General features: G+C 70.6%; 21 protein-coding genes. 10 read left to right on the top strand and 11 right to left on the bottom strand.

Features of this window, described 5'->3' with window-relative positions:
- The first annotated feature begins 52 nt into the window (after positions 1-52).
- The 5 genes from LX88_RS40190 (at position 53) to LX88_RS40170 (ending at position 6,238) form a co-directional block, all read left to right on the top strand.
- The gene (locus LX88_RS40190) at positions 53-442 is read left to right on the top strand and encodes a hypothetical protein (RefSeq protein ID WP_258952993.1); all 390 of its coding nucleotides are present in this window, start codon (positions 53-55) and stop codon (positions 440-442) included.
- A gap of 32 nt (positions 443-474) precedes the next feature.
- Positions 475-1,842, top strand: a complete 1,368-nt coding sequence (locus LX88_RS40185) for a flavin monoamine oxidase family protein (protein ID WP_258952992.1) — start codon at positions 475-477, stop codon at positions 1,840-1,842.
- A 76-nt stretch (positions 1,843-1,918) separates the two neighbouring features.
- Positions 1,919-2,200, top strand: a complete 282-nt coding sequence (locus LX88_RS40180) for an Rrf2 family transcriptional regulator (protein WP_258953041.1) — start codon at positions 1,919-1,921, stop codon at positions 2,198-2,200.
- Between the two features lie 130 nt (positions 2,201-2,330).
- Positions 2,331-4,568: a cellulose binding domain-containing protein gene (locus LX88_RS40175; protein ID WP_258952991.1), complete on the top strand. Its 2,238-nt coding sequence runs from the start codon at positions 2,331-2,333 to the stop codon at positions 4,566-4,568.
- Entirely contained in the window at positions 4,568-6,238 is a 1,671-nt protein-coding gene (locus LX88_RS40170; protein WP_258952990.1) for a cellulose binding domain-containing protein, read from the top strand. The genes LX88_RS40175 and LX88_RS40170 overlap by 1 nt, the downstream gene beginning before the upstream one ends.
- A gap of 51 nt (positions 6,239-6,289) precedes the next feature.
- On the opposite strand, the gene LX88_RS40165 is transcribed toward LX88_RS40170, so the two are convergent.
- The 4 genes from LX88_RS40165 to LX88_RS40150 form a co-directional block, all read right to left on the bottom strand.
- Positions 6,290-6,751, bottom strand: a complete 462-nt coding sequence (locus tag LX88_RS40165; RefSeq protein WP_258952989.1) for a P-loop NTPase family protein — start codon at positions 6,749-6,751, stop codon at positions 6,290-6,292.
- A gap of 27 nt (positions 6,752-6,778) precedes the next feature.
- Positions 6,779-8,188 (bottom strand): sensor histidine kinase, encoded by a 1,410-nt coding sequence (locus tag LX88_RS40160; RefSeq protein ID WP_258952988.1) that lies wholly within the window; start codon positions 8,186-8,188, stop codon positions 6,779-6,781.
- Complete coding sequence (locus LX88_RS40155; protein ID WP_090062338.1) at positions 8,185-8,856, bottom strand: response regulator; 672 nt, start codon at positions 8,854-8,856, stop codon at positions 8,185-8,187. Before LX88_RS40155 ends, LX88_RS40160 begins: the two co-directional genes overlap by 4 nt.
- 186 nt (positions 8,857-9,042) lie before the next feature.
- A complete protein-coding gene (locus tag LX88_RS40150) occupies positions 9,043-9,975 on the bottom strand; it encodes an EamA family transporter (protein WP_258952987.1) in 933 nt (310 codons plus the stop codon).
- An 87-nt stretch (positions 9,976-10,062) separates the two neighbouring features.
- Here LX88_RS40150 and LX88_RS40145 point away from each other — a divergent pair, with 87 nt between their 5' ends.
- The gene (locus LX88_RS40145) at positions 10,063-10,626 is read left to right on the top strand and encodes a CGNR zinc finger domain-containing protein (protein ID WP_258952986.1); all 564 of its coding nucleotides are present in this window, start codon (positions 10,063-10,065) and stop codon (positions 10,624-10,626) included.
- 210 nt (positions 10,627-10,836) lie between these two features.
- A complete protein-coding gene (locus LX88_RS40140) occupies positions 10,837-11,457 on the top strand; it encodes a hypothetical protein (protein ID WP_258952985.1) in 621 nt (206 codons plus the stop codon).
- A 163-nt stretch (positions 11,458-11,620) separates the two neighbouring features.
- Here LX88_RS40140 and LX88_RS40135 read toward each other — a convergent pair whose 3' ends face one another.
- Together LX88_RS40135 and LX88_RS40130 are read right to left on the bottom strand one after the other, a co-directional pair.
- Positions 11,621-12,313 (bottom strand): hypothetical protein, encoded by a 693-nt coding sequence (locus LX88_RS40135; protein ID WP_258952984.1) that lies wholly within the window; start codon positions 12,311-12,313, stop codon positions 11,621-11,623.
- A gap of 55 nt (positions 12,314-12,368) precedes the next feature.
- Entirely contained in the window at positions 12,369-13,787 is a 1,419-nt protein-coding gene (locus tag LX88_RS40130; protein ID WP_258952983.1) for an aldehyde dehydrogenase family protein, read from the bottom strand.
- 67 nt (positions 13,788-13,854) lie between these two features.
- Here LX88_RS40130 and LX88_RS40125 point away from each other — a divergent pair, with 67 nt between their 5' ends.
- A complete protein-coding gene (locus LX88_RS40125; RefSeq protein ID WP_258952982.1) occupies positions 13,855-14,448 on the top strand; it encodes a TetR/AcrR family transcriptional regulator in 594 nt (197 codons plus the stop codon).
- Between the two features lies 1 nt (position 14,449).
- Here the strand turns inward: LX88_RS40125 and LX88_RS40120 are convergent, their stop codons facing one another.
- The 5 genes from LX88_RS40120 to LX88_RS40100 all read right to left on the bottom strand — a co-directional run bounded on the left by LX88_RS40120 (position 14,450) and on the right by LX88_RS40100 (position 19,492).
- Positions 14,450-15,763 (bottom strand): putative glycoside hydrolase, encoded by a 1,314-nt coding sequence (locus tag LX88_RS40120; protein WP_258952981.1) that lies wholly within the window; start codon positions 15,761-15,763, stop codon positions 14,450-14,452.
- A 153-nt stretch (positions 15,764-15,916) separates the two neighbouring features.
- Complete coding sequence (locus tag LX88_RS40115; RefSeq protein ID WP_258952980.1) at positions 15,917-16,714, bottom strand: ion transporter; 798 nt, start codon at positions 16,712-16,714, stop codon at positions 15,917-15,919.
- A 54-nt stretch (positions 16,715-16,768) separates the two neighbouring features.
- A complete protein-coding gene (locus LX88_RS40110; protein WP_258953040.1) occupies positions 16,769-17,896 on the bottom strand; it encodes a BMP family lipoprotein in 1,128 nt (375 codons plus the stop codon).
- Between the two features lie 82 nt (positions 17,897-17,978).
- Positions 17,979-18,503, bottom strand: a complete 525-nt coding sequence (locus tag LX88_RS40105; protein ID WP_258952979.1) for a GNAT family N-acetyltransferase — start codon at positions 18,501-18,503, stop codon at positions 17,979-17,981.
- Positions 18,500-19,492 (bottom strand): hypothetical protein, encoded by a 993-nt coding sequence (locus tag LX88_RS40100; RefSeq protein WP_258952978.1) that lies wholly within the window; start codon positions 19,490-19,492, stop codon positions 18,500-18,502. The genes LX88_RS40105 and LX88_RS40100 overlap by 4 nt, the downstream gene beginning before the upstream one ends.
- A gap of 134 nt (positions 19,493-19,626) precedes the next feature.
- Between LX88_RS40100 and LX88_RS40095 the strand changes: the two genes are divergently transcribed.
- Positions 19,627-20,196, top strand: a complete 570-nt coding sequence (locus LX88_RS40095) for a MerR family transcriptional regulator (RefSeq protein WP_258952977.1) — start codon at positions 19,627-19,629, stop codon at positions 20,194-20,196.
- The gene (locus tag LX88_RS40090; protein ID WP_258952976.1) at positions 20,193-22,571 is read left to right on the top strand and encodes a VIT domain-containing protein; all 2,379 of its coding nucleotides are present in this window, start codon (positions 20,193-20,195) and stop codon (positions 22,569-22,571) included. The genes LX88_RS40095 and LX88_RS40090 overlap by 4 nt, the downstream gene beginning before the upstream one ends.
- Positions 22,572-22,591 lie beyond the last annotated feature (20 nt).

The raw sequence follows: 22,591 nt of genomic DNA, 5'->3' as shown, positions 1-22,591 counted from the left end.
GAATCCCCGTCCTTCAGGGCGGGGAGTAGTCAAGAACTTCATCCTGTGCCGGGTGCTCTACACGCACGCCCTGGTCGCCGCGCCCGCGCTCTCGCTCGGCCGGCTGCGCCCGCTCGCGCCGCTGCTCGGCGACCCCAGGCGCGGCATGACCGGCATCTTCCTGCAGCTCTCGCGCGTGCTGCCGGACGAGTACCCGCTGCGCGCCGGCGTCCGGTACTACCTCGGCGAGGAGCACGGGTTCGCCCGTCTCGTCGACTTCGGGATGATCGTGCCGCGGCTGCGGCGGCTCTACGAGTGGTCGGCGGCCGAGCTCTCGGCGCCGGGACTGCTCGACTGCGTCCGCGACGGCGCCCTGACCTACGCGTGGCCGTTCGAGGACCGGCACGTCTGGGACCCGCCGAGATCGGTGCTGCTGCCGGTGATCCACCGGCTCCTGCCTTGACTGGCAGGCCGGTTCTGCCCATCGTGTGCGTCGTGACCGAACTGGAGCAGCAATCGGCCGACGTCGTGGTCGTCGGCGCCGGCTACGCGGGCCTGGCGGCCGCGTCCCGCCTCTCGGCCGCCGGACTCGGTGTGGTCGTGCTGGAGGCCGCGGACCGCGTGGGCGGCCGGGCCGTCAGCGAGATGCTGCCGTCCGGTGTGCGCGTCGACCACGGTGCACAATGGATCGGCCCCTCCCAGAAGCGGTTTCACGAGCTCGCGGCGCAGTTCGAGTGCACGACGTTCCCGGCCTGGGAGACCGGCCGGCACGTCGAGGTCTGGCACGACGGCACCCGCGCCGACTACTCCGGGACGTTGCCGAAGTCCGGTCCCGGCGTCGCCGGGCACGAGCGCGTCACCGCGCTGCTAGACGAGCTCGCGCTGACCGTCGACCTGGACCAGCCCTGGCTCACGCCCAACTTCGACGTCCTCGACTCGATGTCCGCCGAGGAGTTCTTCCAGTCGCAGACCGAAGACGAGGACGCGCTGCGCAGGCTGGCGCTCGTCGTGCAGAGCGTGTGGTGCTGCGAACCGCGCGAGGTCTCGTTCTTCCACGTGTTGTTCTACGTCGCCTCGGCCGGTGGCTGCGGGCAGCTGGCAGGCACCTCCGGAAGCGCGCGGGACTCCCGTCTCTCCGGCGGCGCGGACGCTCTCGCCCTGGCGATGGCGGCGTCGCTGACCGTCCGGCTGGACGAGCCGGTGCTCACGATCCGGCACACGGCCGACGGCGTCGAGGTGGTCACCGGCAAGGCGGTGGTGCGGGCACGGCGGGCGATCGTCACCGTGCCGCCGGCGGCGCTGGGACGCATCGGCTTCGAGCCCGCCCTGCCGCCCGCACGCCGGGGCTGGACGGGCCACACGCCGATGGGACGCGTCGCGAAGGTGCACGCGGTCTACGAGGAACCGTTCTGGCGCAAGAAGGACCGCTCCGGCATCGCCACCCTCTACGGCCGCAACCCGGTGGGAGCGGTGTTCGACAACTCGCCGCAGGACGCGTCACGAGGCGTACTCGTCGCGTTCGTCCACGGGGACCGCGTCGACCGCTGGGCCGCGGCGCCCGACGACGTCCGCCGGGCCGACGTCCTCGCTGCGCTGGCGGAGGTCGCCGGCGCCCGTGCGCGCATGCCCGTCGACTACGCCGAGATGGCCTGGTCCGAGGACGGCTGGACCATCGGCGGTTACGCGTGCTTCGTGTATCCCGGCGGCTGGACGCAGTTCGGCGAGCACGGCTGGCGCGCCCCGACCGGCACGGTGCACTGGGCGGGGACCGAGACCGCGTCGGTCTGGAACGGCCACGTCGACGGCGCCCTCACCTCGGGCGACCGCGCCGCCGACGAGGTGATCGCCGCTCTGGGGAGCTGAGCCTCCACAGTGGAGCGTCGCCCGGGGCGGCGGAACTTGACGTCGATGTCCAGGTTCCTGGCATCGGCCGGTGCGGATGAACCAGGGTGTCGAGTGGACCGTGCACGTGCTGCTCTCGCTCGCCTGGGTCGACGACGGCCGCCCGGTCAGCACCGCCGCGCTCGCCGCGAGCTACGACCTGCCGCAGGCGCACCTGCACAAGCAGTTGCAGGCGCTCGCCAGAGCGGGATCCCAAATTCGCATTCCGGGGTTCGCGAATGCGGTCGAACAGTCTTTTGCAAACGTTGCAGATTTCCTATTTCACATACCTGAAGTTCACATGCTCGAACATTTACGCGAATCAAGCGAGAATTGTTGACGGGGACTTCGCGGACTATTCACAATTCGACTCCGCGGTGTGAGCCGCCCCACAACCGCGGTCCGAACAGTCCCTGGAGGCATGCGTGTCCCGAAGTCAACGCCTACGCCGAGCGGCTGTGCTCGGCATCGTGGGCACAGTCGCCGCGGCGGGCATCGCCGTGCTGGTGAACACGGCCGGCGCGGCCCCCGGCGCGGGCGCGCTCACCGGCCTGGACACCTCGGCGGGCAACCGCCGGGCACCCGTGGGCGGGTTGTACGACTGGAGCAGGGCGGGGTATCGCGGAGGCCAGAACCTCCCGGGCCCGAGCGAGACCAACCCCAGCGCGGCGTGTCAGATCACCGCCGCCGAACTGGCGAGCCAGTTCGCCGTGAAGCCCGATGACGGACTAGATGACTCGGCGGGTCTGCAGGCGGCCATCGACTCGATCAGGACGACCTGCTCGCCGTCGGCGAGCTATTCCAAGCTCAGCCTGATCACGCTGCCCGCCGGTGAGCTGGCGGTCTCGCGCGAACTGCACGCCGACGCGGACTACCTGATCATCCGCGGCGCCGGCCGGGACGCCACGAAGATCACCTTCCGGCCGGACGCGAACACCCTGTACGACTCCCTGACCCCGGACGGCTCGGACTGGGACGAGGACGGCATGACGTCCGGGCAGGGCAAGGGCGGCTGGCTGTGGCCGGGCCGCGGCCTGTTCCGGGTGCAGTCGCGCGGCGTCGACCAGAGCTACGCGAGCGACTACGCGGCGGCGCCGGAGAACCGCAAGGACCTGTTCGAGGGCACGGTCAACGTGCACTGGAAGGTCGGCGCGAAGGTGGCGGCGGCCGCGAAAGCGGGTGACCGCACGATCAGCGTGCAGTCGGTCACGAGGATCAAGCCCGGCACGTTCGTGAACGTGCGCGCGGCGAACTCGGTGAAGTTCTACGAGCAGCAGCAGGCGACGGGCACGCCCTACCCGATGCTGAACATGCACATGCGGCAGCAGATCTTCACCGTCACGGCGGTCTCCGGCACGACGGTGACGCTCGACAAGCCGCTGGAGTTCGACGTCCCGGTCAACTCCACCTCGGACGGGTCCGCGCCGATCGGCGGCACGCCGTACGACTCCAAGGTGTCACCGCTCGTCGACCCGGTCGAGGGCGTCGGCTTCGAGGACTTCGGCTTCACCCAGGCGATGCCCGGCCTGAACCAGGCCGACTCGGTCAACAACTACGGCAACATGGCCCCCGCCGCCGAGATGCACGGCATCGTCTTCAAGTGGGCGGCGAACTCGTGGGTCAAGGGCGTCCGCGCGGAGATGACCGGGTCGCACCCGATCGTCACCGAAGAGGCCAAGAACCTCCAGATCGTGAACAACGAGCTCGACGGTTCGTGGAACAAGGGCAAGGGCGGGAACGGCTACTTCCGCGGCTCACGCGTCTGGGACTCGCTCTACGCCGGCAACACCTCCCGCAACCTGCGGCACTTCACGTTCCAGTGGTCCGCCGCGGGCAACGTCGTGATCGGCAACGACTTCGACTCCGACCTGAACCTGCACGGCGGCTGGGAGCGCAACAACCTCTTCGAGCTGAACACCGTCCGGGTGCCCTACGCCCACCGGTCGGCCAACTGCCGCGCCAACTGCGGTGAGGAGGGCGGCGGCGGTCCCGACAGCTCGAACTGGTTCCCGATCTGGTGGGGCGCGGGCAAGAAGGCCGTCAAGTGGTCGGGCGCTTCAGGTCCCCGCAACGTCTTCTTCAACAACACCATGACGAAGCAGACCGCGACCGGCGGCCCGTTCACCGGCTTCTACGCCGACCGCGCGCGGATCTACCAGTTCGGCTGGAACGGCTCGGCCTACCAGCACCTCGACGTCGGCGGCACGCCGATCACCGACTGGGCCTCCAACGAGCAGCGCGACTACACCGGCGGCCACGGCGTCGACGCCACGAAGACCGACTCGGCGGCGTCGCTGTTCCTCAGCTCGATCAACGGCACCCCGCCGACCAGCACCACCACGTCGACCACGACGACTACCCCTACAACGACGACCACGACCACCCCGTCGCCGGGCTCGTGCCTCACCGCCAAGATCACCCAGACCTCGGTGTGGAGCAACGGTTACGGCGCCGACGTGACGTTGACCAACGGCTGCGCCACCGCGACGTCGTCGTGGACGGTCGAGTTCGACCTGCCGTCCGGCACCACGGTCGGCAGTTCGTGGAGCTCGGTCCGCACCTCCACCGGTCAGCACCACAAGTTCACCAACGTGAGCTTCAACGGTGCCGTCAAACCCGGTGCCAGCACGAAGTTCGGCTTCAACGCCTCGGGCACCGGGCTTCCCACCGGCTGCACCGTGAACGGCAACCCCTGCGGAGGCAACTGATGGGCACCAGGGCACTGGCACTGGCCGGGGTGGCCGCGACCGTCGCGGCACTGCTCAGCGGCCCGTCCGCACAGGCCGCGGCACCCGTGCTGAAGGCGGCGGTCACCCAGACGTCGGTGTGGAACGGCGGCTACGGCGCGGACGTGACGATCACCAACTCCGGTGACGCCGCGAGTACGTCGTGGACGGTCGAGTTCGACCTGCCGTCCGGCACCACGGTCACCAGTTCGTGGAGCTCGGTCCGCACCTCCACCGGCCAGCACCACAAGTTCACCAACGCGGGCTTCAACGGTGCCGTCAAACCCGGTGCCAGCACGAAGTTCGGCTTCAACGCGTCCGGCGGCAGCTTGCCGATCAACTGCACGATCAACGGTGTGCCGTGCGGCGGCGGCACGACCCCGCCCGTGGACACGCAGGCGCCCACTGTGCCGCCAGGCCTGCGGTCCACCGGGGTGACGTCCGGTTCGGTGTCGCTCGCGTGGACGGCGTCGGCCGACGACGTCGGCGTCACCGGGTACGAGGTGCTGCTCGGCAACGTGGTCAGCACGACCGTCACCGGCACGTCGGCGACCGTCAGCGGCCTGTCCCCGGCCACCGCGTACTCGTTCTCGGTGCGCGCCAGGGACGCGGCGGGCAACAGGTCGGCGGCGAGCACCGCCGTGAGCGCCACCACCAGCCCTGACAGCGGCGGTGGCGGCACCGTCGACGTGTCCACCGCGGCACAGCTGCAGGCGGCCCTGGCGGCGGCCGGCCCTGGCCAGACGATCAGGATGGCACCGGGCACCTACCGCGGTTCGTTCGTCGCCAACGGCCGGGCGGGCACCGCGTCCCAGCGCATCACCCTGAGCGGCCCGCGCGACGCCGTCCTCGTCAACGACGGCCCGACCGGCGTCGCCCCGTCCTGTCCCGCGCCCACCGCGGGCTGGGACTCCGGCTACGGCCTGTGGCTCTTCGGTTCCCCGTACTGGAACATCACCGGGTTCACCGTGCAGAAGTCGAAGAAGGGCATCGTCCTCGACGACTCGCACCACGTCACGATCGACGCGGTCTCGGTGCACCACCTCGACGAGGAAGCGGTCCACTTCCGCCGCTCCTCGGCCGACGGCGTCATCCGCAACTCCAAGATCACCGACACCGGCCTCGTCCAGCCCGGCTACGGCGAAGGCGTGTACCTCGGTTCCGCCCACTCGAACTGGGCCTGCCACGGCAACGACGGCGGCATCGACCGCAGCGACCGCGTCCAGGTGCTGAACAACAGGATCGGCCCGAACGTCGCGGCCGAGGCCATTGACGTCAAGGAAGGCACCTACGACGGCGTCATCCGCGGCAACACGTTCGACGGCCAGGGCATCAGCGGCCAGAACTCGGCCGACTCCTGGGTCGACGTCAAGGGCATCGGCTACCTGGTCGAGGGCAACACCGGCACGTTCCGCAGCCCCGGCACCTTCGCCAACGGCTACGAGACGCACAACACCAGCACCATCCCGGCCCTGCCCAACGGCTGCGGCAACACCTGGCGCGACAACCGTTCGGACCTCGGCGGCGTGGGCCAGTACGCCATCAACATCACGTCGGTGTCGAAGTGCGCGGCGCTGCCCAACGTCGTGCACGCCTCCAACACCGTGACCGGGGCGGTGAAGGGCCTGACCAACGCTCCTGTCACCCCTTGACGCCTCTGTCCCGTGCCCGGCGCTCCACTGTGGACGCCGGGCACGGCCGTGTCAGGAGTGCTGTGCGAGGAAACGAGCTGTCGCGCGCGGGCTCCGGAACACGTGCAGCTGTGCTTCTCCGGCATGTGCCGCGATCGCGTTCCGCAGGAGCGGCCGGTACTTGCGGCGCCACGACCACACCCAGCGCCAGAACTCGGCGCTCTCGCGGGACCTCAGCAGCGCGCGCCAGGCACAGCGCGGGAAGGAGTAGTCGAGCAGCAGCACGGTGTCCGTCCTGCGCAGGCGGACCTCTAGGACGTCATGGGGGCCGAGGTCGCCGTCCATGATCCACCGGTCCTCGGCGGCGAGCTCGCCCTGGACGATGGCCCAGAGGTCGTGCGGGGTCGGTTCCAGGTCCGGTCCCCAGAAGTGCTTGTCGAGTTCGATGACGGGGAGTCCGGTCGCGGTGCCGAGGGCCGCCGCGAGGGTGGACTTCCCCGCGCCGCCACGGCCGAGGATGACGACGCGTTCCATGCCCGTGATGGTGTCAGGCGCCCCGGCTCACGCGTGCACCGGCTGGTGTTCGCCGAAGATGAGCGGCCAGTCCAGCTCCGGTTCGGGGACCGGGCGTGGTTCGGGGATGTGGCCGTGGGCCGGCACGATCGAACCGTTGAGGAACTGCCACACCTCGTCGCCCACGCGCTGCTGCCCCAGGGCGGTGGCCTTCCTCGGTTGCGGGATGCCGGTGGGAATCGTTGCCACGAAACGGATTCCGCGGAACCCCTCGGTGTCGGTGGCGTCGAGCGTGCCGTGGTGCCGGGTGGCGATGCGGCGGGCGATCGCGAGGCCGAGGCCGGCACCGCCCGCGGCACGGGTGCGGGCCTCGTCGAGCCTGGTGAACCGGTCGAAGACGCGTTCGCGGTCCGCCTCGGGGATGCCGGGGCCGTCGTCGATGACCTCGAGCGTGGCGGCCTCCCCGCCGCGCAGGCGCACGACGACCTCGGTGCCCGCGTGGCGTTCGGCGTTGTCCAGCAGGTTGCCGAGCAGCCGGGACAGCTGGGCGTGCCGGCCGGGGACGAGCACCTGGTCGTCGGCCTCCAGGGTGACCGCGGCCCGGCGGGAGACCTCGCGCCGCACGACGGCGGTGAGGTCGACGGTGTCCTGCTTGTCCAGCGCGTCGGCGTCCAGCCTGGCCAGCAGCAGCAGGTCCGTGGTCAGCTCCTGCAGCCGTTCCGCGTCCTCCAGCGCCGACTTCACGACGGTCGGCCAGTCCGCGAGGTACGGGTGCGACAGCGCGATCTCCAGCTCGGCGCGCAGTGCGGCCAGCGGGCTGCGCAGCTCGTGCGAGGCGTCCGCGACGAACCTGCGGGTGTCCTCGACGGTGCGGTGCATCCGGTCGAGCGTCTCGTTCAGCGTGGCGGCCAGCCGGGCGATCTCGTTGTCGGAGGACGGCACCGGGACGCGCCGGGTGAGGTTGTGCTCGTTGATCTCGGCCACCTCGGCGCGCATCGTCTCCACCGGCCGCAGCACCCGGTTGGTCGCGGCCAGCACCGTGACCGACACCAGCGTGGTGATGGACGCGAGCACCGCGAACAGGGACAGCGTGGCGCTGTTGAGTTGCTGCTGCGCCTGCGAGGCGATCGACCGGGCCTCCTCCTCGTCGCGGCGTGGTCCTTCCCCGGCCTGCTGGGACCGGGTCGCACCGCTGTCGCCGAACGGCCACAACGACAGGGCCGGCCGCACCTCCGTGCTCGCGTACCGGACGAGCACTCCCGGCGTGGCGGCGGTCGCGTACGGCTGCAGCGGTACGCACCGAGTGCTGGAGCACATGTAGTGCACGCGCGAACTGTCCGCGGTCTGCATCGCGATCTCCGCGCGTTGCGACACCAGCATCAGCATCCCGGCGAGGCCGACCAGCAGCGCGGTGGCCACCGTGGCCAGCACGGTGACCCTGGCCTGCAAGGACTTCACCGGTCCACCAACCGGTAGCCGACACCGCGCACGGTGGTGATGCTCCGCCGGTCGAACGGTGTGTCGATCTTGCGGCGCAGCGCGCTGATGTAGACCTCGACCAGGTTGGGGTCGGGGTCCTGCGCCGCGTCCCACACGCCGTCGATGATCTCCGACTTGGTGACGACCTCGCCCGCGTGCCTGAGCAGGAAGTTCAGCACCGAGAACTCCTTCGCCTTCAGGTCGATCCGCGCGGTGCCCCGGTGGCACTCCCGGCTGACCGGGTCGAGCACCAGGTCACCGGCCCGCAGCAGCACCGGCTGGGCGGTGCGGGACCGCCGGGCCAGCGCCCGGAGCCGGGCCACCAGCACCACGTAGGAGAACGGCTTGGTCAGGTAGTCGTCCGCGCCGGTGTCGAGGCCCTCCGCCTCGTCGAACTCGCCGTCCTTCGCGGTGAGCATCAGGATCGGCGTCCACACGCCCGCGTCGCGCAACGCCTGGCAGACCCGGTACCCGTTGAGACCGGGCAGCATGATGTCCAGGACGATCACGTCGTACGGGTGTTCGCGCGCCCGCCACAACCCGTCCGTGCCGGTGCGTTCCACGTCGACCGCGAACCCCTCCGCGGTCAGGCCGCGGGTGAGCAGGCCGGCGAGGCGGGGGTCGTCTTCCACCACGAGCACGCGCATGGCAGCAGCCTGCCGCATCGATCATGATCGCGTCCTGAAATCCGGTTCAGGATCCTTCAGCTTCCCTTCAGGTTCACCCTGGCAGGCTGCACATCGTGGATCGGGGGGTTCCACGACAGGGGGAGAAGGTGGCGGCGCCGCAGGGGGCGGCGCTGCCACCTTCTGGTCTGCGGGGCGTCGCCTGCCCTAGGCGTGCACGGGGACGGGCTCCACCTTCTGGCGTTCGGCGCGGACCGAGGCGATGCCGCCCAGGATCAGCAGGCCGCCGAGCAGCTGCAGCGGCGAGAGCCCCTCGCCCAGCAGGAGCCAGGCGAACAGCGAGGCGGAGACGACCTCCAGCAGTGCGATGAACGACGCCAGCCGTGAGCCGAGGATGCCCGAGGCGGTGATGCCGCTCGCGTAGGCCAGCGCGGTGCCGATGACCGCGACGACGAGCAGGGGCACCCACCAGGCCGTGGGCGTGCCGAACAGCGGCACGTCGCCGAACGTGGCGGTGAACGGCAGCAGACCGGTGGCTCCCACCAGGGCCAGCACCGGCACGGCGAGCAGCAGCCCGGCGCCGGCGAGTGCCACCGGCGGCAGGCCGTTGTTGGGACGGGCGGCGATCACGAAGTACACGGAACATCCGATGGCGGCACCGAAAGCGGCGGCCAGGCCGATCGGGTCGACGGCCTGGATCGCGCCGGGGCCGATGACCAGCACCAGGCCGCCGACCGCGAGCACCGAGCCGATCAGGACGACGGGTGCGGGTGTGCGCCTGCTGACCGCCCAGGTGAAGCCGACGAGGATGAGCGGCGCGAGGAACTCGATGAGCAGCGCGGTCGCCACCGGGATCCGCTGGATGGCGGCGAAGTAGAGCACCTGCGTGACCGCCACGCCCACCAGACCCATGCCCAGCACGGGCCAGCGGGCCTGCCACAGCAACGTCCAGCGGCCGCGCATCAGGACGACGACGAACGGCAGCAGCACCAGACCGGCGGTGAGCGCGCGGGCCGTGACGGCGGCGGCGGGGGACCAGCCGGCCTCCAGCAGCGGTTTGACGAACGCGCCGGAGGTGCCGAACGAGATGAACGAGACCGCGGCTGCGATCAGGCCCGTGGACTTCGACGGAATCCCCATGGTCGCGTGCCTCCCGGTTCCAGACGGTGTCATGGCCTAACCTGGCTCATGCCCCTGACGCTAGGCCGGTCTCGGTAAGGAGTCAATTTGCGTTTTGCCCCTGACACGGAGGAGTCGCTCGCCTTCGTCGTGGCGCTGTGCAACACGGACCCGTCCGCGTCGCGCGGTGGTGACGACGAGCTGGCCACCGTCGGCCAGTTGCTGGCCCTGCTCGGCCGCTTCCACTACACGGGGCGCATCGACGGCGACGAGGCGGAACTGCGGGACGTCCACCAGACACGTGCGCTGCTCAGGACCGTGTGGTCGCTGGAGCGCGATGACGCCGTCGAGGCCGTCAACAAGATGCTGCGCGACGCGAAGGCGCTGCCGCACCTCGTCCGGCACGACGACCTCGACTGGCACATGCACGCCACCGAGCCCACCTCACCGCTCGCCGAACGCATGCGGGTCGAGGCGGCGCTCGCCCTCATCGACGTGATCCGGATGAACGAGGTGCACCGCCTGCGGGTCTGCGCGGCCGACGATTGCGAAGGGCTCCTGCTCGACCTGTCCCGCAACGGGTTGAAGCGGTTCTGCAGCGTGCGGTGCGGCAACCGGATGAACATGATCGCGTTCCGCGAACGGCGCGCGGACGGCAGGACGATCGACTGATGCCCGACGGGCATCGGACGTGGTTGGCTGGCGGGTGTGGAACCGCGTTACGTCTTGGCGGTGGCGGAACACCGGCACTTCCGGGGGCACCCAGCTGAGCTGTTCGAACGAACCGCGCGCGGCGTGCGACGCAGAGGTGAGGACGATGACCGCTTGCTGCGCGGGGAGCCGGATGCGACGGGATGGCGATCAACCAGGAGGACACGGCACGTGAAGGTGGAAGAACTGTTGTGGCGCCTTGCCGACAAGTACGCGCCGGCTCCGCCGGCGTACTCCCTGCTGGTCAGGCCCACGTGGTTCGACCACGCCGGTGATCTCGTCGTGGTGGACGGTCCGATCACCTGGGAGACCCCGTGGCTCACTGAAGGAGGGTTCAGTCATCAGCTCCCGGCGGGCGCTCACCCGGTGTACGCGGGGACCTGCGCCTTTCCCCCGCAAGACGAGGACCCCGAGGCGTTCTGGCACACCGTCACCATGGTCGTGATCCCACTGACCGAGCCCTGTCGGATCGAGAGGGCGAACTGGGACGTCGCGGGTTACCACGACGTCCACCTGATCGAGGACTTCGCCGTCTTGTGGGGTGAAGAGGCCATGCGCCGCTCGCTCCCGCACGTGGACGACGCGTCCTCGTTCGTCCGTGACGCACGGGACGGCATCCTGGCCAGAGGGCCACGCCACCGCAAGGACAACTGGACGAACGTCGTGGTGGACCGGGAGACCGGTGCCAACGCCCTCGTCTTCCCCGTGCACGACTCGGAGTACGTCACCGGCTACGAGATCGTCGACGACGAGGGCGCACTGCTCTGCCTCGTCTTGGCGGCGTGCGGATAGAGCGGACGCGGGGCGATGCACCCGACACCGGCCTGCTCGCCGCGACGTGTCGGGCTTGCTGCCGTTCACGTTGATCCTCGACTGAACACCCTGGCAGAGGCTCTGACCAGGTGGACACCGGGCTATCCGATCAAGTCACCCGTGCCATGTGCGGAAGACGGGGCTAGCCGCCGAACGTGAACCCGGTGCGCACGCGCAGTTCCGTGGTGGCGCAGTCCCCACCCGCACGTTCGGCGACGAAGGTGTACTCGCGGTCGCTCGTCATCGGGAACTCGGTGCGCACCAGGACATCGTGCGACACGCCCTCGGCCACGGTCCTGCCGTCGAGCACGACGTGCCACCTCACCTCGGACTCGCAGCCGGGCAGCTCGACCGAGAGCCCGCCGTGTCCCGTGCGCGCCGGGGTGCGGCCGACACCGCCGAACCGCGTCTCCACCTTCGCCCCGGCGGCCAGTTCGTACACGTGCACGGGAGCGCAGACCGTGGCTTCCCCGCCACCGTTGCACTCCTGCACGGTGCGGGGAGCGTCACCGCCCACGACCTTGGTGTTCACGTGGTCCGGCAGGTTCGCCAGCATGGCGGCGGCGAAGGCGATGGCACCCAGCGACGCGATCATCGTCACCGTCGACACCACCACGGTGCGCACCCGGCGCTGCACGGCCTCCGAACGCTCGCGCGCCTCCAGTTCGAGCTTCTGCAGCAGCTCCGGCTTGTCCGTGGCCGCCGCCACGAGCATCGTCATCTGGCGGGTGGCGAGCGCGGCGGAGCGGGACGCCATCAGCGACGCGATGAGCGCGATGACGGCGCTGATGATCCCCGCTACCCACGACACCCGTTCGACCCAGTCCCAGAACACCGCGCAATCCAAGCAGAACAACAGGATTCAGCGGGCCGGAACGGTGATGATCACATCACCCGCGGCGCATCACGCGCTGGGCGAGGCGCGACCCGAAGCCGCCGAACGGGGGCTGGGCGAGGCGGAGCGTGTCGAACGCGAGCGGCTTGCGCAGCACGGGCTTGAGGTGGGAGAAGGCCTTCCACGAGTACTGGCCGTGGTAGGCGCCCATCCCGCTGGCGCCGACACCGCCGAACGGCAGCCCGCTCGCCGCCACGTGGATCAGGCCCGCGTCGTGGACCACGGCACCGGACGACGTGCGCTGCTCGAACAGGCGGCGGGTGCGGGCGGACGATGTGAACACGTACAGCGCGAGGGGTTTGTCCCAGGCGTTGACGACGTCGATCGCGTGCTCGGCCGAGTCGACCGCGACAACCGGCAGGACGGGGCCGAAGATCTCGTCGCGCAGCACCGGGTGGGCCGCGTCCGGGCCGACGGACAGGCGGTCGCCGCTCAGCGTCACCACGGTGGGCGCGAGGTACCGCTCCGTCCGGTCGTGCTCGCCGCCGATCGCCACGTTCGTCCCGTCCAGCAGGGACACGAGCCGGTCGAACTGCCGTTCGTCCACGATCCGGCCGTAGTCCTCGCTCGCCCGCGGGTCCGAACCCCATAGGTCCGCGATCGCCCTGCCGAGCGCCTCCACCAGTGCGGGGACCCGGTCGGGGGTGGTCATCACGTAGTCGGGAGCGACGCACGTCTGGCCCGCGTTGGTGAACTTCGCCCACGCCAGCCGCCGGGCCGCCTGGTCCAGGTGGGCGTCGTCGTCGAACCAGACGGGCGACTTGCCGCCCAGCTCCAGCGTCACCGGCGTCAGGTGCTCGGCCGCGGCCCGCATCACGATCCGGCCGACCGTGCCGCTGCCCGTGAAGACGATGTGGTCGAACCGCTGCGCCAGCAGCTCGGTCGTCTCCGGGACGCCGCCCTCGACCACGCGCACGGTGCCGTCGGGGAAGTAGGCGGGCACGAGCCTCGCGATCAGCGCCGACGTCTCCGGCGCCAGTTCGCTCGGCTTGAGGACGGCCGTGTTGCCCGCCGCGAGCACACCGGCCAGCGGGCCGAACAGCAGCTGCATCGGGTAGTTCCACGGTGCGATCACCAGCACCACGCCGAGCGGCTCGGGCACCAGCCGTGCCCGCGCCGGCCACAGGCCCAGCGGCACCGGGGCGCGCCGGGATCGTGACCAGCGCCGCAGGTGCCGCAGCGTGTGGCTGATCTCGGCGAGCACCACGCCGATCTCGGTCAGCTGCGCCTCGCCCGAGCCCTTGTGCAGGTCGCCCCACAGGGCGGCCTCGAACGCGGCCTCGTTCTCGGTGAGCATCGCGTGCAACGCCCGGAGGCCGGCGGTGCGGGCGGCCAGGGGACGGGTGGCGCCGGAGTCGAACACCCCGCGGGCGCCGGAGACGGTCGCGGCGATGTCAGCTGTCGTCGTGGGCATGCACCCCACCGTACCCCAATTACGAAACAGATTCTTTTCGTTTCTTCGCCTGGGTATGCTGGACGGGATGACGAAAGCCGACGCGGCACAGGGGCGCCCCAAAGACCCACGGGTGGACGCGGCCCTGATCACCGCGGCGATCGAGGTCCTCACCGAGTCGGGATGGGCCTCCTTCACCACGACCGCCGTCGCCAAGCGCGCGGGCGCCTCCACCGCGTCCCTCTACCGCCGCTGGCCCTCCAAGCAGGCCCTCGCCGGAGCCGTGGCCCGGCACATCGCCCAGGCCGAGCTGACCGGGATCGACACCGGCGCCCTCGAGAGCGATCTCCGGGAACTCCTGGCGCGCAAGCGGAAGATCCTGGAAGCCGCCACCGGCCCGGCGTTGCTCTCGCTGATGGGCCAGGCGGCGCACGACCCGGAACTGCGTCAGATCCTGCACGACGACGTCTACCTGGCGGTCCGCGGCGAACTCGGCGCCCTCGTCGGCCGGGCCACCGGCCGCGGAGAGATCGCGAACGCCGTCGGCAGCGCGCAGGTCGACGTGCTGACGCTGGTGCTGATCGGCACCGCCCTGGCCCGGTCGGTCTTCGTCGAGACCGGCGCCCACGACGCCGCCGAGGCCGAACTGCACCTGCTGCTCGCGGCGATCAACCCCGCCTGATCTACGGCCGCGGAAATTGTGGTGGGAGCAGGTCTGGTGGAAGCAGATCTGGTGGGAGCAGTTCTGGCGGGAGCAGCGACCCTGATGGCGTGGCGGGGCAGTTCGCCCGCAGCAGCACACCGGTGGTGCCCGGCAGGCTCACCGAGGTGACCGTCTTGCCCTCGTGGTCCTGGTAGGCGCGGTGCAGCGGCACCTTGACCGCCGGGCTTCCGGTCGGGTTGGCGTTGACCAGCGCCAACCCGCAGGTGAAGTCCCGCCGGAACACCTTGCTCGCGACCGCGCGGTAGGCGCCGACGGGGTGCCCGAGGTGCCAGTCGTACTCGGGGTGCCACGGCGTCGGGTCCCCGTAGCCGTCGGTCTTCGCGATCTCGGCGATCGCGGCGTGCCCGCTGGTGGTCATGAACAGGCTGGCCAGCGCGTACCGGAAGGCCTTGGAGTCGCCCGCGTCGAAGTGCGGCTGCACCCAGGTCATCTTGTTGTTCGCCTCGTTGACGGCGATCTCGGCGACCTGCCGGCGCCACCCCTCCGGGTAGTCCTCGAGGAGCCGGGCGCTGGAGAACGCCAGCCACCACTCGTCGAACGCGCCGTCGAGATAGGCGCCGTACGCGTCCCACCCACCCGCCTGCAGCCGTGCGTTGGTCAGGTTCCCGACCGAGAGCAGGCCCGCGGCCGCGAAGCCGCACCTCATCTCGGCGAGCATGCCCTTGTAGGCCGCCTGGAACGACGCGTTGTCCGGGTACTTCGCCGGGCACACGCCGGGGTGGTAGGCGTCGCAGGTGTAGAGGGCGTTGTCGACGAACACGCCGTCGAACCCGGTGGACTTGGAAGTGGCGACGACGTTGTTCACCCAGGCCTTGCGGTACTCGGGATTCCCGATGTCCATCTGCCAATGGCCTTCGTAGCCGGAGTAGGAGAGTTCGTTGCCGCGGGAATCCTCCAGGAACCACTCCGGGTGGTTCTTCCGGACATCGCAGTACCCCAGTCCGGCGGGCAGGTGCTCGTCGTCCTTGCCCCGCTTGCACGCGTAGGAGCGGGTGGAGGAGAGGTCCTTGTAGACGTACACCTTGACCTTGGGGTTCACCGCCTTGAGCTTCTTCAGCAGGTCGCCTTCCCAGGCGTTGAGCACGATGTGCGCACGGCGTTTGGCCTCGATCTCGATCGTGGCGTCGGACACCGGGGTGCTGTTGAGGTGCAGCCAGAAGGACTGGGTGCGGCCGACAGGGGCTCCTTCACCCGCCTCGGCCACGGGCGCGGCGAGTCCGATGAGGAGGAACGCCAGCAGAACCTTCGGCAGCCTGCCTGTTTTCTCAAGCATCGCCCCTCCTCGCTCGGAAGTCCTGTGAGCGAGGTACCCGTTCCGGTGCGGGGAAGTGGCGCAGGGGTCGTAAACCACCTGTTGTGGTGCGGGACTGTCCTGAAAGGACACGGTGAGTACCACCGCTGGTCTGGTCGGGTGATCTTTCCCGGCTCAGACCTGCGCCTTGCCGCGCAGCGCCTCGACGTCGGCCCGGAGGCGGCGGACCTCGGCCAGGACCTCCATCGTCGCCGCCATCTCCTCGCGGTCGTGTTCGGCGTGCTCCTCGGTCATCTGGCTCTGCATCGCGGTCACCGCGACCGCGATGAACAGGTTGAGCACCGTGAACGAGGTGACGACGAGGTAGCCGACGAAGAAGATCCACGCGAACGGCTTCTCCTCCATGACCTGCCGCGCGACCTCCGACCACGCCTCGCCGGTCATCACCTGGAACAGGGTGAACAGCGAGTCGCCGAGGTCCCCGAAGTACTCCGGCGCGACGGTTCCGAACAGCTTCGTCGCGATGACGGCCGACACGTAGAGCACCAACGCCAGCAACGCGGTGATGGACGCCATGCCCGGCAACGCGGTCAGCAACGCGGACACGACCCGCCGCATGCTCGGCACGACGGACACGAGCCGCAGCACCCGCAAGACCCGCAGGGCCCGCAGCACCGAGAAAGCACCCGTCGCCGCCGGCAGCAAGGTGATGGCGACGACCACGGTGTCGAACCAGTTCCACGGATCGCGGAAGAAGCTCTTGCCGTACGCGCCGAACCGCAGCAGCAGCTCGACCACGAACGCCGCCAGCGCCAGCCGGTCGACCACGTGCAGGGCGTCGCCGTAGGACGCGAGCAGCTCCGGCGAGGTCTCCGCACCGAGCGTGACGGCGTTGACCAGGATCACCGCGGTGATCACCTTGTTGAACCACGGGGCGTCGACCACGACGCGCAGCCCGCCACGGGAAAGCACGAAGATCAACCTATAGAGCTGATCTTCGTGCCCGGCGGTTCGCCCGTTCGGCCGCTACACCGCGTCCGCGACCTTGATCTTGCCCTCGACGATCTGGGCCTTGTAGCCCTCGAGGATGCCCTGCAGCTTCGCATCGATCTTGCCGCCCGACGTCGCGTAGCCCATGCCGTCCGACTTCAGGTCGAAGATCTTCGGCAGTGACGCGAGGTCGTTCGCCGCGGCGGCGTGGAAGAAGTCGTAGACGGCGACGTTCACGCGCTTGAGGCTGGAGGCCACGATGACGTCGCGGTTGGCCGCGAGCGCGGGCTGGTTGTACTGGTCGGCGTCGCAGCCGATCGCCAGCACGCCCGCCTCCTTCACCGCCGCGAACACGCCGATGCCGGACGCGCCCGCCGCCGGGTAGACGACGTCGGCGCCCTTGTCGATCAGGCCCTTCGCCGCCTCCTGGCCCTTGGGCGGGTCCTGGAAACCGGTGAAGTCGCCGGCCGGGGTGATGTACTTCTTGTCGATCGAGACCTTCGGCGCGGCGGTCTTCGCGCCCTGGTTGAAGCCCGCCTCGAACTTCTGGATCAGCGGGATGTCCACGCCGCCGACGAAGCCCACGTGGCACTTCTTGCTCTGGTACGCGGCGACGACGCCCGCGAGGAACGCGCCCTCCTGCTCGGCGAAGACGAGCGGCGTCACGTTCGCCACACCGTCCACAGCGGAGTCGACCAGGCCGAACTTGACGTTCGGGAACTCCGGCGCGACCACCTTGAGCGACTCGGTGTAGGCGAAGCCGACGCCGACGATCGGGTTGAAGCCCTCGGACGCGAGCTGGCGCAGGCGGGTCTGCTTCGCGGACTCGTCCTCGTTCGGCGCCGCGGACAGCTCGCGGGTGTTCTCCTTCTTCACGCCCATGTCCGCGATGGCCTTGTCGAACCCGGCGGCGGCCAGGTCGTTGAACGACGCGTCGCCGCGGCCGCCGATGTCGTAGGCCAGGCCGATCTTCAACGCGCTGCCGTCGACCTTCTTGTCGCCGGCGGCGCTGGTGCTCGACGTGGCGGGCGCGGTGGGCGGCGCCGAGAACTCGCAGCCACTGCCCGACGCGGCGGGCGTGGTGCCACCACCGGAGTCCTTCGCACAGGCGCTCACCGCCATGAGGCTGGTCAGCGCGATCGCGGCCACGGCGGTGCCACGCATACGACGACGCACGGTTCGTCTCCTCTAACTCGGCTTTGAGAGGCGGACGCTACCTCGCGCCCCGGCCAAACCGGTTGAGAGTTCACTTACTGGGATCGAGGATTTTACGAAAGACCAGGAAGTCGCACGGGCAGGCGAGATGGGGCACCAGGAACGGGTAGGCGGATTCCAGCTCGTCCTTGCGCACGAGCCGGTAGCCGATGCGCGTGTACCAGCCCCGGAGGAACTCCTTCACCGGGTGCTCCCACGTCTGCGGGACGAGCAGCTCCAGCTGCATCTGCGCGAAGCCCCGCTCACGGCCCCAGTTCTCGGCGAACGACACGAGGCCGGTGCCGATGCCGGTGCCGCGCTCCTCCGGCGCGGCGACCAGCATCCCGAACTCGCCCACGCCGTCCTCGATCTCGTGCACGCGCACGGAACCCACGACGCGATCGCCCGACCGGGCCACCGCGACCTGCCCGGCGGCGATGAGCTCCGCCACCTCGGCCTCGCTCGTCCGGGACTGGCCCTCGAGCCAGATCCCCTTCTCGGCGTCGGAGTACACGCGGTTGATCAGGGCGGCGACCTCGGCGGCGAGCCCGGTGTCGGAGATGAGGACCGGAGTCACCACGGCGACGGCTGGGTGGTCTTGGCGAGCTCGTCGGCGTGCTGGAGCACCCCGAGCTCGCGCAGCATCCGGTCGCGCTGCACCGGGTCGTGCGCGACGTGCGAAGCGTGCAGTGCCTTGCGCAGCCTGGCTTTCCGGCGCGGCGTCCACGGGCCGGCGATGGCGAGCTTCGCGGCGCGCAGCGCCGCCTTGTCCCGGGTGCGCGCGAGGGCGTCGCGGCCGTCGTCACCCAGGCCCAGCAACGACAACACGCGTTCGCGCAGCTCCCGTCCGACACGTGCCCAGGTGGTCGTGCGCCGGCGTGAGGCACGGATCTCGATGCCGAGCGCGAGGTGCAGCATCACCAGGCCGAGGACCGGTCCGAGCAGGACGCGGGCGGTGCCGGCGACTGGGCCGGACAGGCTGAAGGCCGCGAACGCGGCGAACGCCGTCAGTGCCCACGCCACGAGGCGGGCGGGACCGGGACGGCCGTTCTGGCGCACGCCACCGCGCATCGCCCAGCCGCACGCGACGAGCGCCGCCTCCATCACGGAGAACAGGACGACCCGCTCCACGACGTCGGTGATGCCCAGGCGCTGCTCGAAGAACCGCCACGAGGTGTCGACGCTGACACCGATGCTCATCAGCGCGACGGCGTAGAAGCCCTTGGCCCCGGCGGGCTTCGAGGGCTCCGCAGGCTCCACAGGTGGTTCAGGAGCGGGGGAGGGGACTTCCGCCTTGTCGAGCTCGGCGATCAGTTCCGGCGTGAGCAGCACATGACCGCTCGTGTCGGTCATGTCGTTGCGGGCGCGCCATTCGTTCACGATCACCCTGGCGTGGGAAGGCGTGGGCACCGGCTGGCCCTGCTTGTGCAGCCAGCGGCGGACGTCCTCGACCGTGCGGCCGCGCGGCAAGTGCTCCAGCGCGTGCTCGATCCTGGCCTTGTGCGTCTTCAACCGGGCCAACTCGGCGCTGTGGTCGGTCAGGGTGCCGACCTCGTCCGTGGTCACTCGTGCTCTCCGTCCTCATGTGGGGTGGCTTGCAGGGGCACGCGGACGCGCCGGACCCTACCCGGCTACCCGGCGTGAACATCATCAGCATTAAGACGTTGACACTGTCACGGTTGCAGTGTCAGTATCAGGGGGTGTGGACGCTCGACGAGTTGCTGGACCGCGTCTCCGCCGCGTTGACGGCGGAGTACTCGGGCGCGCCCAACGGCCGCGTCCGCGACGTGCCCGACAAGCGGGCCGTCCGCTGGTACGCGACGACGGGGCTGGTCGACAGACCGTCCGCGATGCGCGGCCGCACGGCGTTGTACGAGAGGCGCCACCTGCTCCAGCTGGTGGCGGTGAAAAGACTGCAGTCACAGGGGAGGACGCTGGCCGACATCCAGGCCGAGCTCGCGGGTGCCACCGACACGACGCTGACGGCCATCGCCCGCGTGCCGGAACAGCTGCTCTCCACCGCTGAGGCACCACCTCCGGAGGCCGTTCGCCCGAGGTTCTGGGCCGAACCCGCAGCCGAACCCGCTGCCGCGCCACCCGCACCCGCCAAGGCGTTCGCGCTGAACGGCGTCGCGCTCGGGGGAGGTGCCGTCGTCCTGGTGCCGGGGACGCCGACCGCCGCCGACCGCGCGGACATCGCCGCCGCCGCCCGGCCACTGCTCGACCTGCTCGCCGCCCGCGGCCTGCTCAACGAAAGGGAACCGTCATGACCATCTCCGTCGCCCCGATGAAGGCCGCCGAAGCCGACCGCATCGGCCGGACGACCGAGGACGCGGGCCTGGGCGCGCTGCGCACCGAACGCGGCAACCTGCCGCTGGAGCGGCTCGGCGTGCGGGCCTGCATCACCGGTCTCGTCGGCCGCGTGGTCTTGACGACCGGGTTCGTGAACACCCACGACACCGCTCTCGAAGCGACCTACGTGTTCCCGCTGCCGGACCGCGCCGCCGTCACCGGCATGAAGATGACCGCCGGCGACCGCACGGTGGAGGCCGACCTGCAGGAACGCGCGCAGGCCCGTCAGACGTACGACGACGCGATCGCGGCGGGCAAGAGAGCGTCCATCGTGGAGGAAGAACGCCCGGACGTCTTCACCATGCGCGTGGGCAACATCCCCGCCGGTGAACGGGTGACCGTCGAGCTGACCCTGGTGGGGCCGCTGGTGTTCGAGGACGGCGCGGCCACGTTCCGGTTCCCGCTCGTCGTGGCGCCTCGCTACGTGCCGGGCTCGCCGCTGCCCGGGCCGTCCGTCGGTGACGGGCACGCCCAGGACACGGACGTGGTGCCGGACGCCTCGCGGATCTCGCCGCCTGTGCTGCTGCCGGGCTTCCCGAACCCCGTGCGGCTCGGCATCGACGTCGAGATCGACCCCGCCGGGCTGGAGCTCGGCGAGGTGCGGTCGAGCCTGCACACCGTGGTCGCCGAGGGGAACACCGTGTCGGTCTCGCCGGGCGAACGGGTCGACCGCGACTTCGTGCTCCGCCTGGCGTACAGCGGGAACAGCTCCGCGGTCGTGTGCGTGCCCGACGAGGACGACAGCGGCGAGGGCACCTACCAGCTGACGGTGCTGCCGCCCGAGTCCGAGGCCCCGGTCCGTCCTCGTGACGTGGTGCTGCTGCTCGACCGGTCCGGCAGCATGTCGGGCTGGAAGATGGTCGCGGCCCGCCGTGCGGCGGCCCGCATCGTCGACACGCTGACCGCGGACGACACGTTCTCCGTGATCACCTTCGACCACCAGGTGGAACGGCCGGACACGCTCGGCTCCGGACTCGTCACGGCCACCGACCGCCACCGCTTCCGCGCCGTCGAACACCTGGCGGCCATGCAGGCGCGCGGCGGCACCGAGATGTACGAGCCGCTGCGCCAGGGCCTGACCCTGCTCGCCGGCGCGGGCCCGGAGCGCGCCCCGGTCCTCGTGCTGGTGACGGACGGCCAGGTCGGCAACGAGGACCAGATGTTGCGCGACATCGCTCCGATGATCAACCGGACGCGGATCCACGCCGTCGGCATCGACACCGCCGTCAACGCGGGCTTCCTCGGAAGGCTGGCCACCGCCGGGGCGGGCCGGTGCGAACTCGTCGAGAGCGAGGACCGGCTCGACGAGGCGATGACGCACATCCAGCGGCGGATCGGCGCGCCGGTCGTCACCGACGTCGTGGTGTCGCCGGGATCGGACCTGCCGCGGCCGCCCACCGCGATCTATCCGGGCGTGCCGCTGGTCGCCTTCGGCCGGTACCGCGGCGCCGCGCCCGACTCCTACGCGGTGCGCGGCCGGACCCGGGACGGCGGCGACTGGCAGGAGACGGTGGCGGTGCGGCAGCACACCTCGCCGGCCGTCCGGTCGCAGTGGGCCCGCGCCGCGCTGCGTGACCTGGAGGACCGCTACGCGGCCGGCGACCGGACGCTGGAGTCGTCGATCGTGGAGACCTCGCTGCGGTTCGGCGTGCTGTGCCGCTTCACCGCGTTCGTGGCGGTGGACGAGCGGGTCGTGTCCGACGGGACGGTGCACCGGGTGGTGCAGCCGGTCGAACAGCCCGCGGGCTGGGAGATGCAGGCTCCGGGGAGCCCGATGCCGATGTTCGCCGGCGGTGCGCCCGCGTTCGCCGCTGCTCCGGCGCCGTTCGCCGCCGCGCCCGCCGCCTTCGGGGGCGCGGTACCACCGCCTCCCTCCGCGCCGCGGGCGGTGCGCTCTCGTTCGCGCGGCCGGTCGGTCACGCCCGAGGGGGCGCCGGTTTCCCCGCCCGGATCGATGCCGGTTCCGCCGCCCGGATCGATGCCGGTACCTCCGGCCGTCGACCCGGCGGACCTGCGCGAGGTCGTGACGCTGGAGATCCAGCGCCTGGAGGCGGACGCGTCCCTGCCGTCGTGGGAACGCCGCGACCTGCTCGCCGACCTGGCCAGCAGGCTCGGCATCCTCCTCGCCGGCCGCACCGGCCCGGCCTACGAGCCGATGCGCGGCCTGTTCGCGGAGATCACGGCCGGCGGTGACGTCGAGAAGCTGTGGGCGCGGACGCTGGAGGTGCTGCGGGAGTTCGTCGCGGACGGGACGCCGGCCGAGCCGGAGCGGCGCAGGAGGTTCTGGCGCTGATCGGACGATTGCCCGTGTGA

Source organism: Lentzea californiensis (assembly GCF_024648825.1).
GTDB classification, from domain to species: domain Bacteria; phylum Actinomycetota; class Actinomycetes; order Mycobacteriales; family Pseudonocardiaceae; genus Lentzea; species Lentzea californiensis.
The sequence above is the reverse complement of the archived record's forward strand: the minus strand, read 5'-3'. Positions and strand labels throughout refer to the sequence as shown.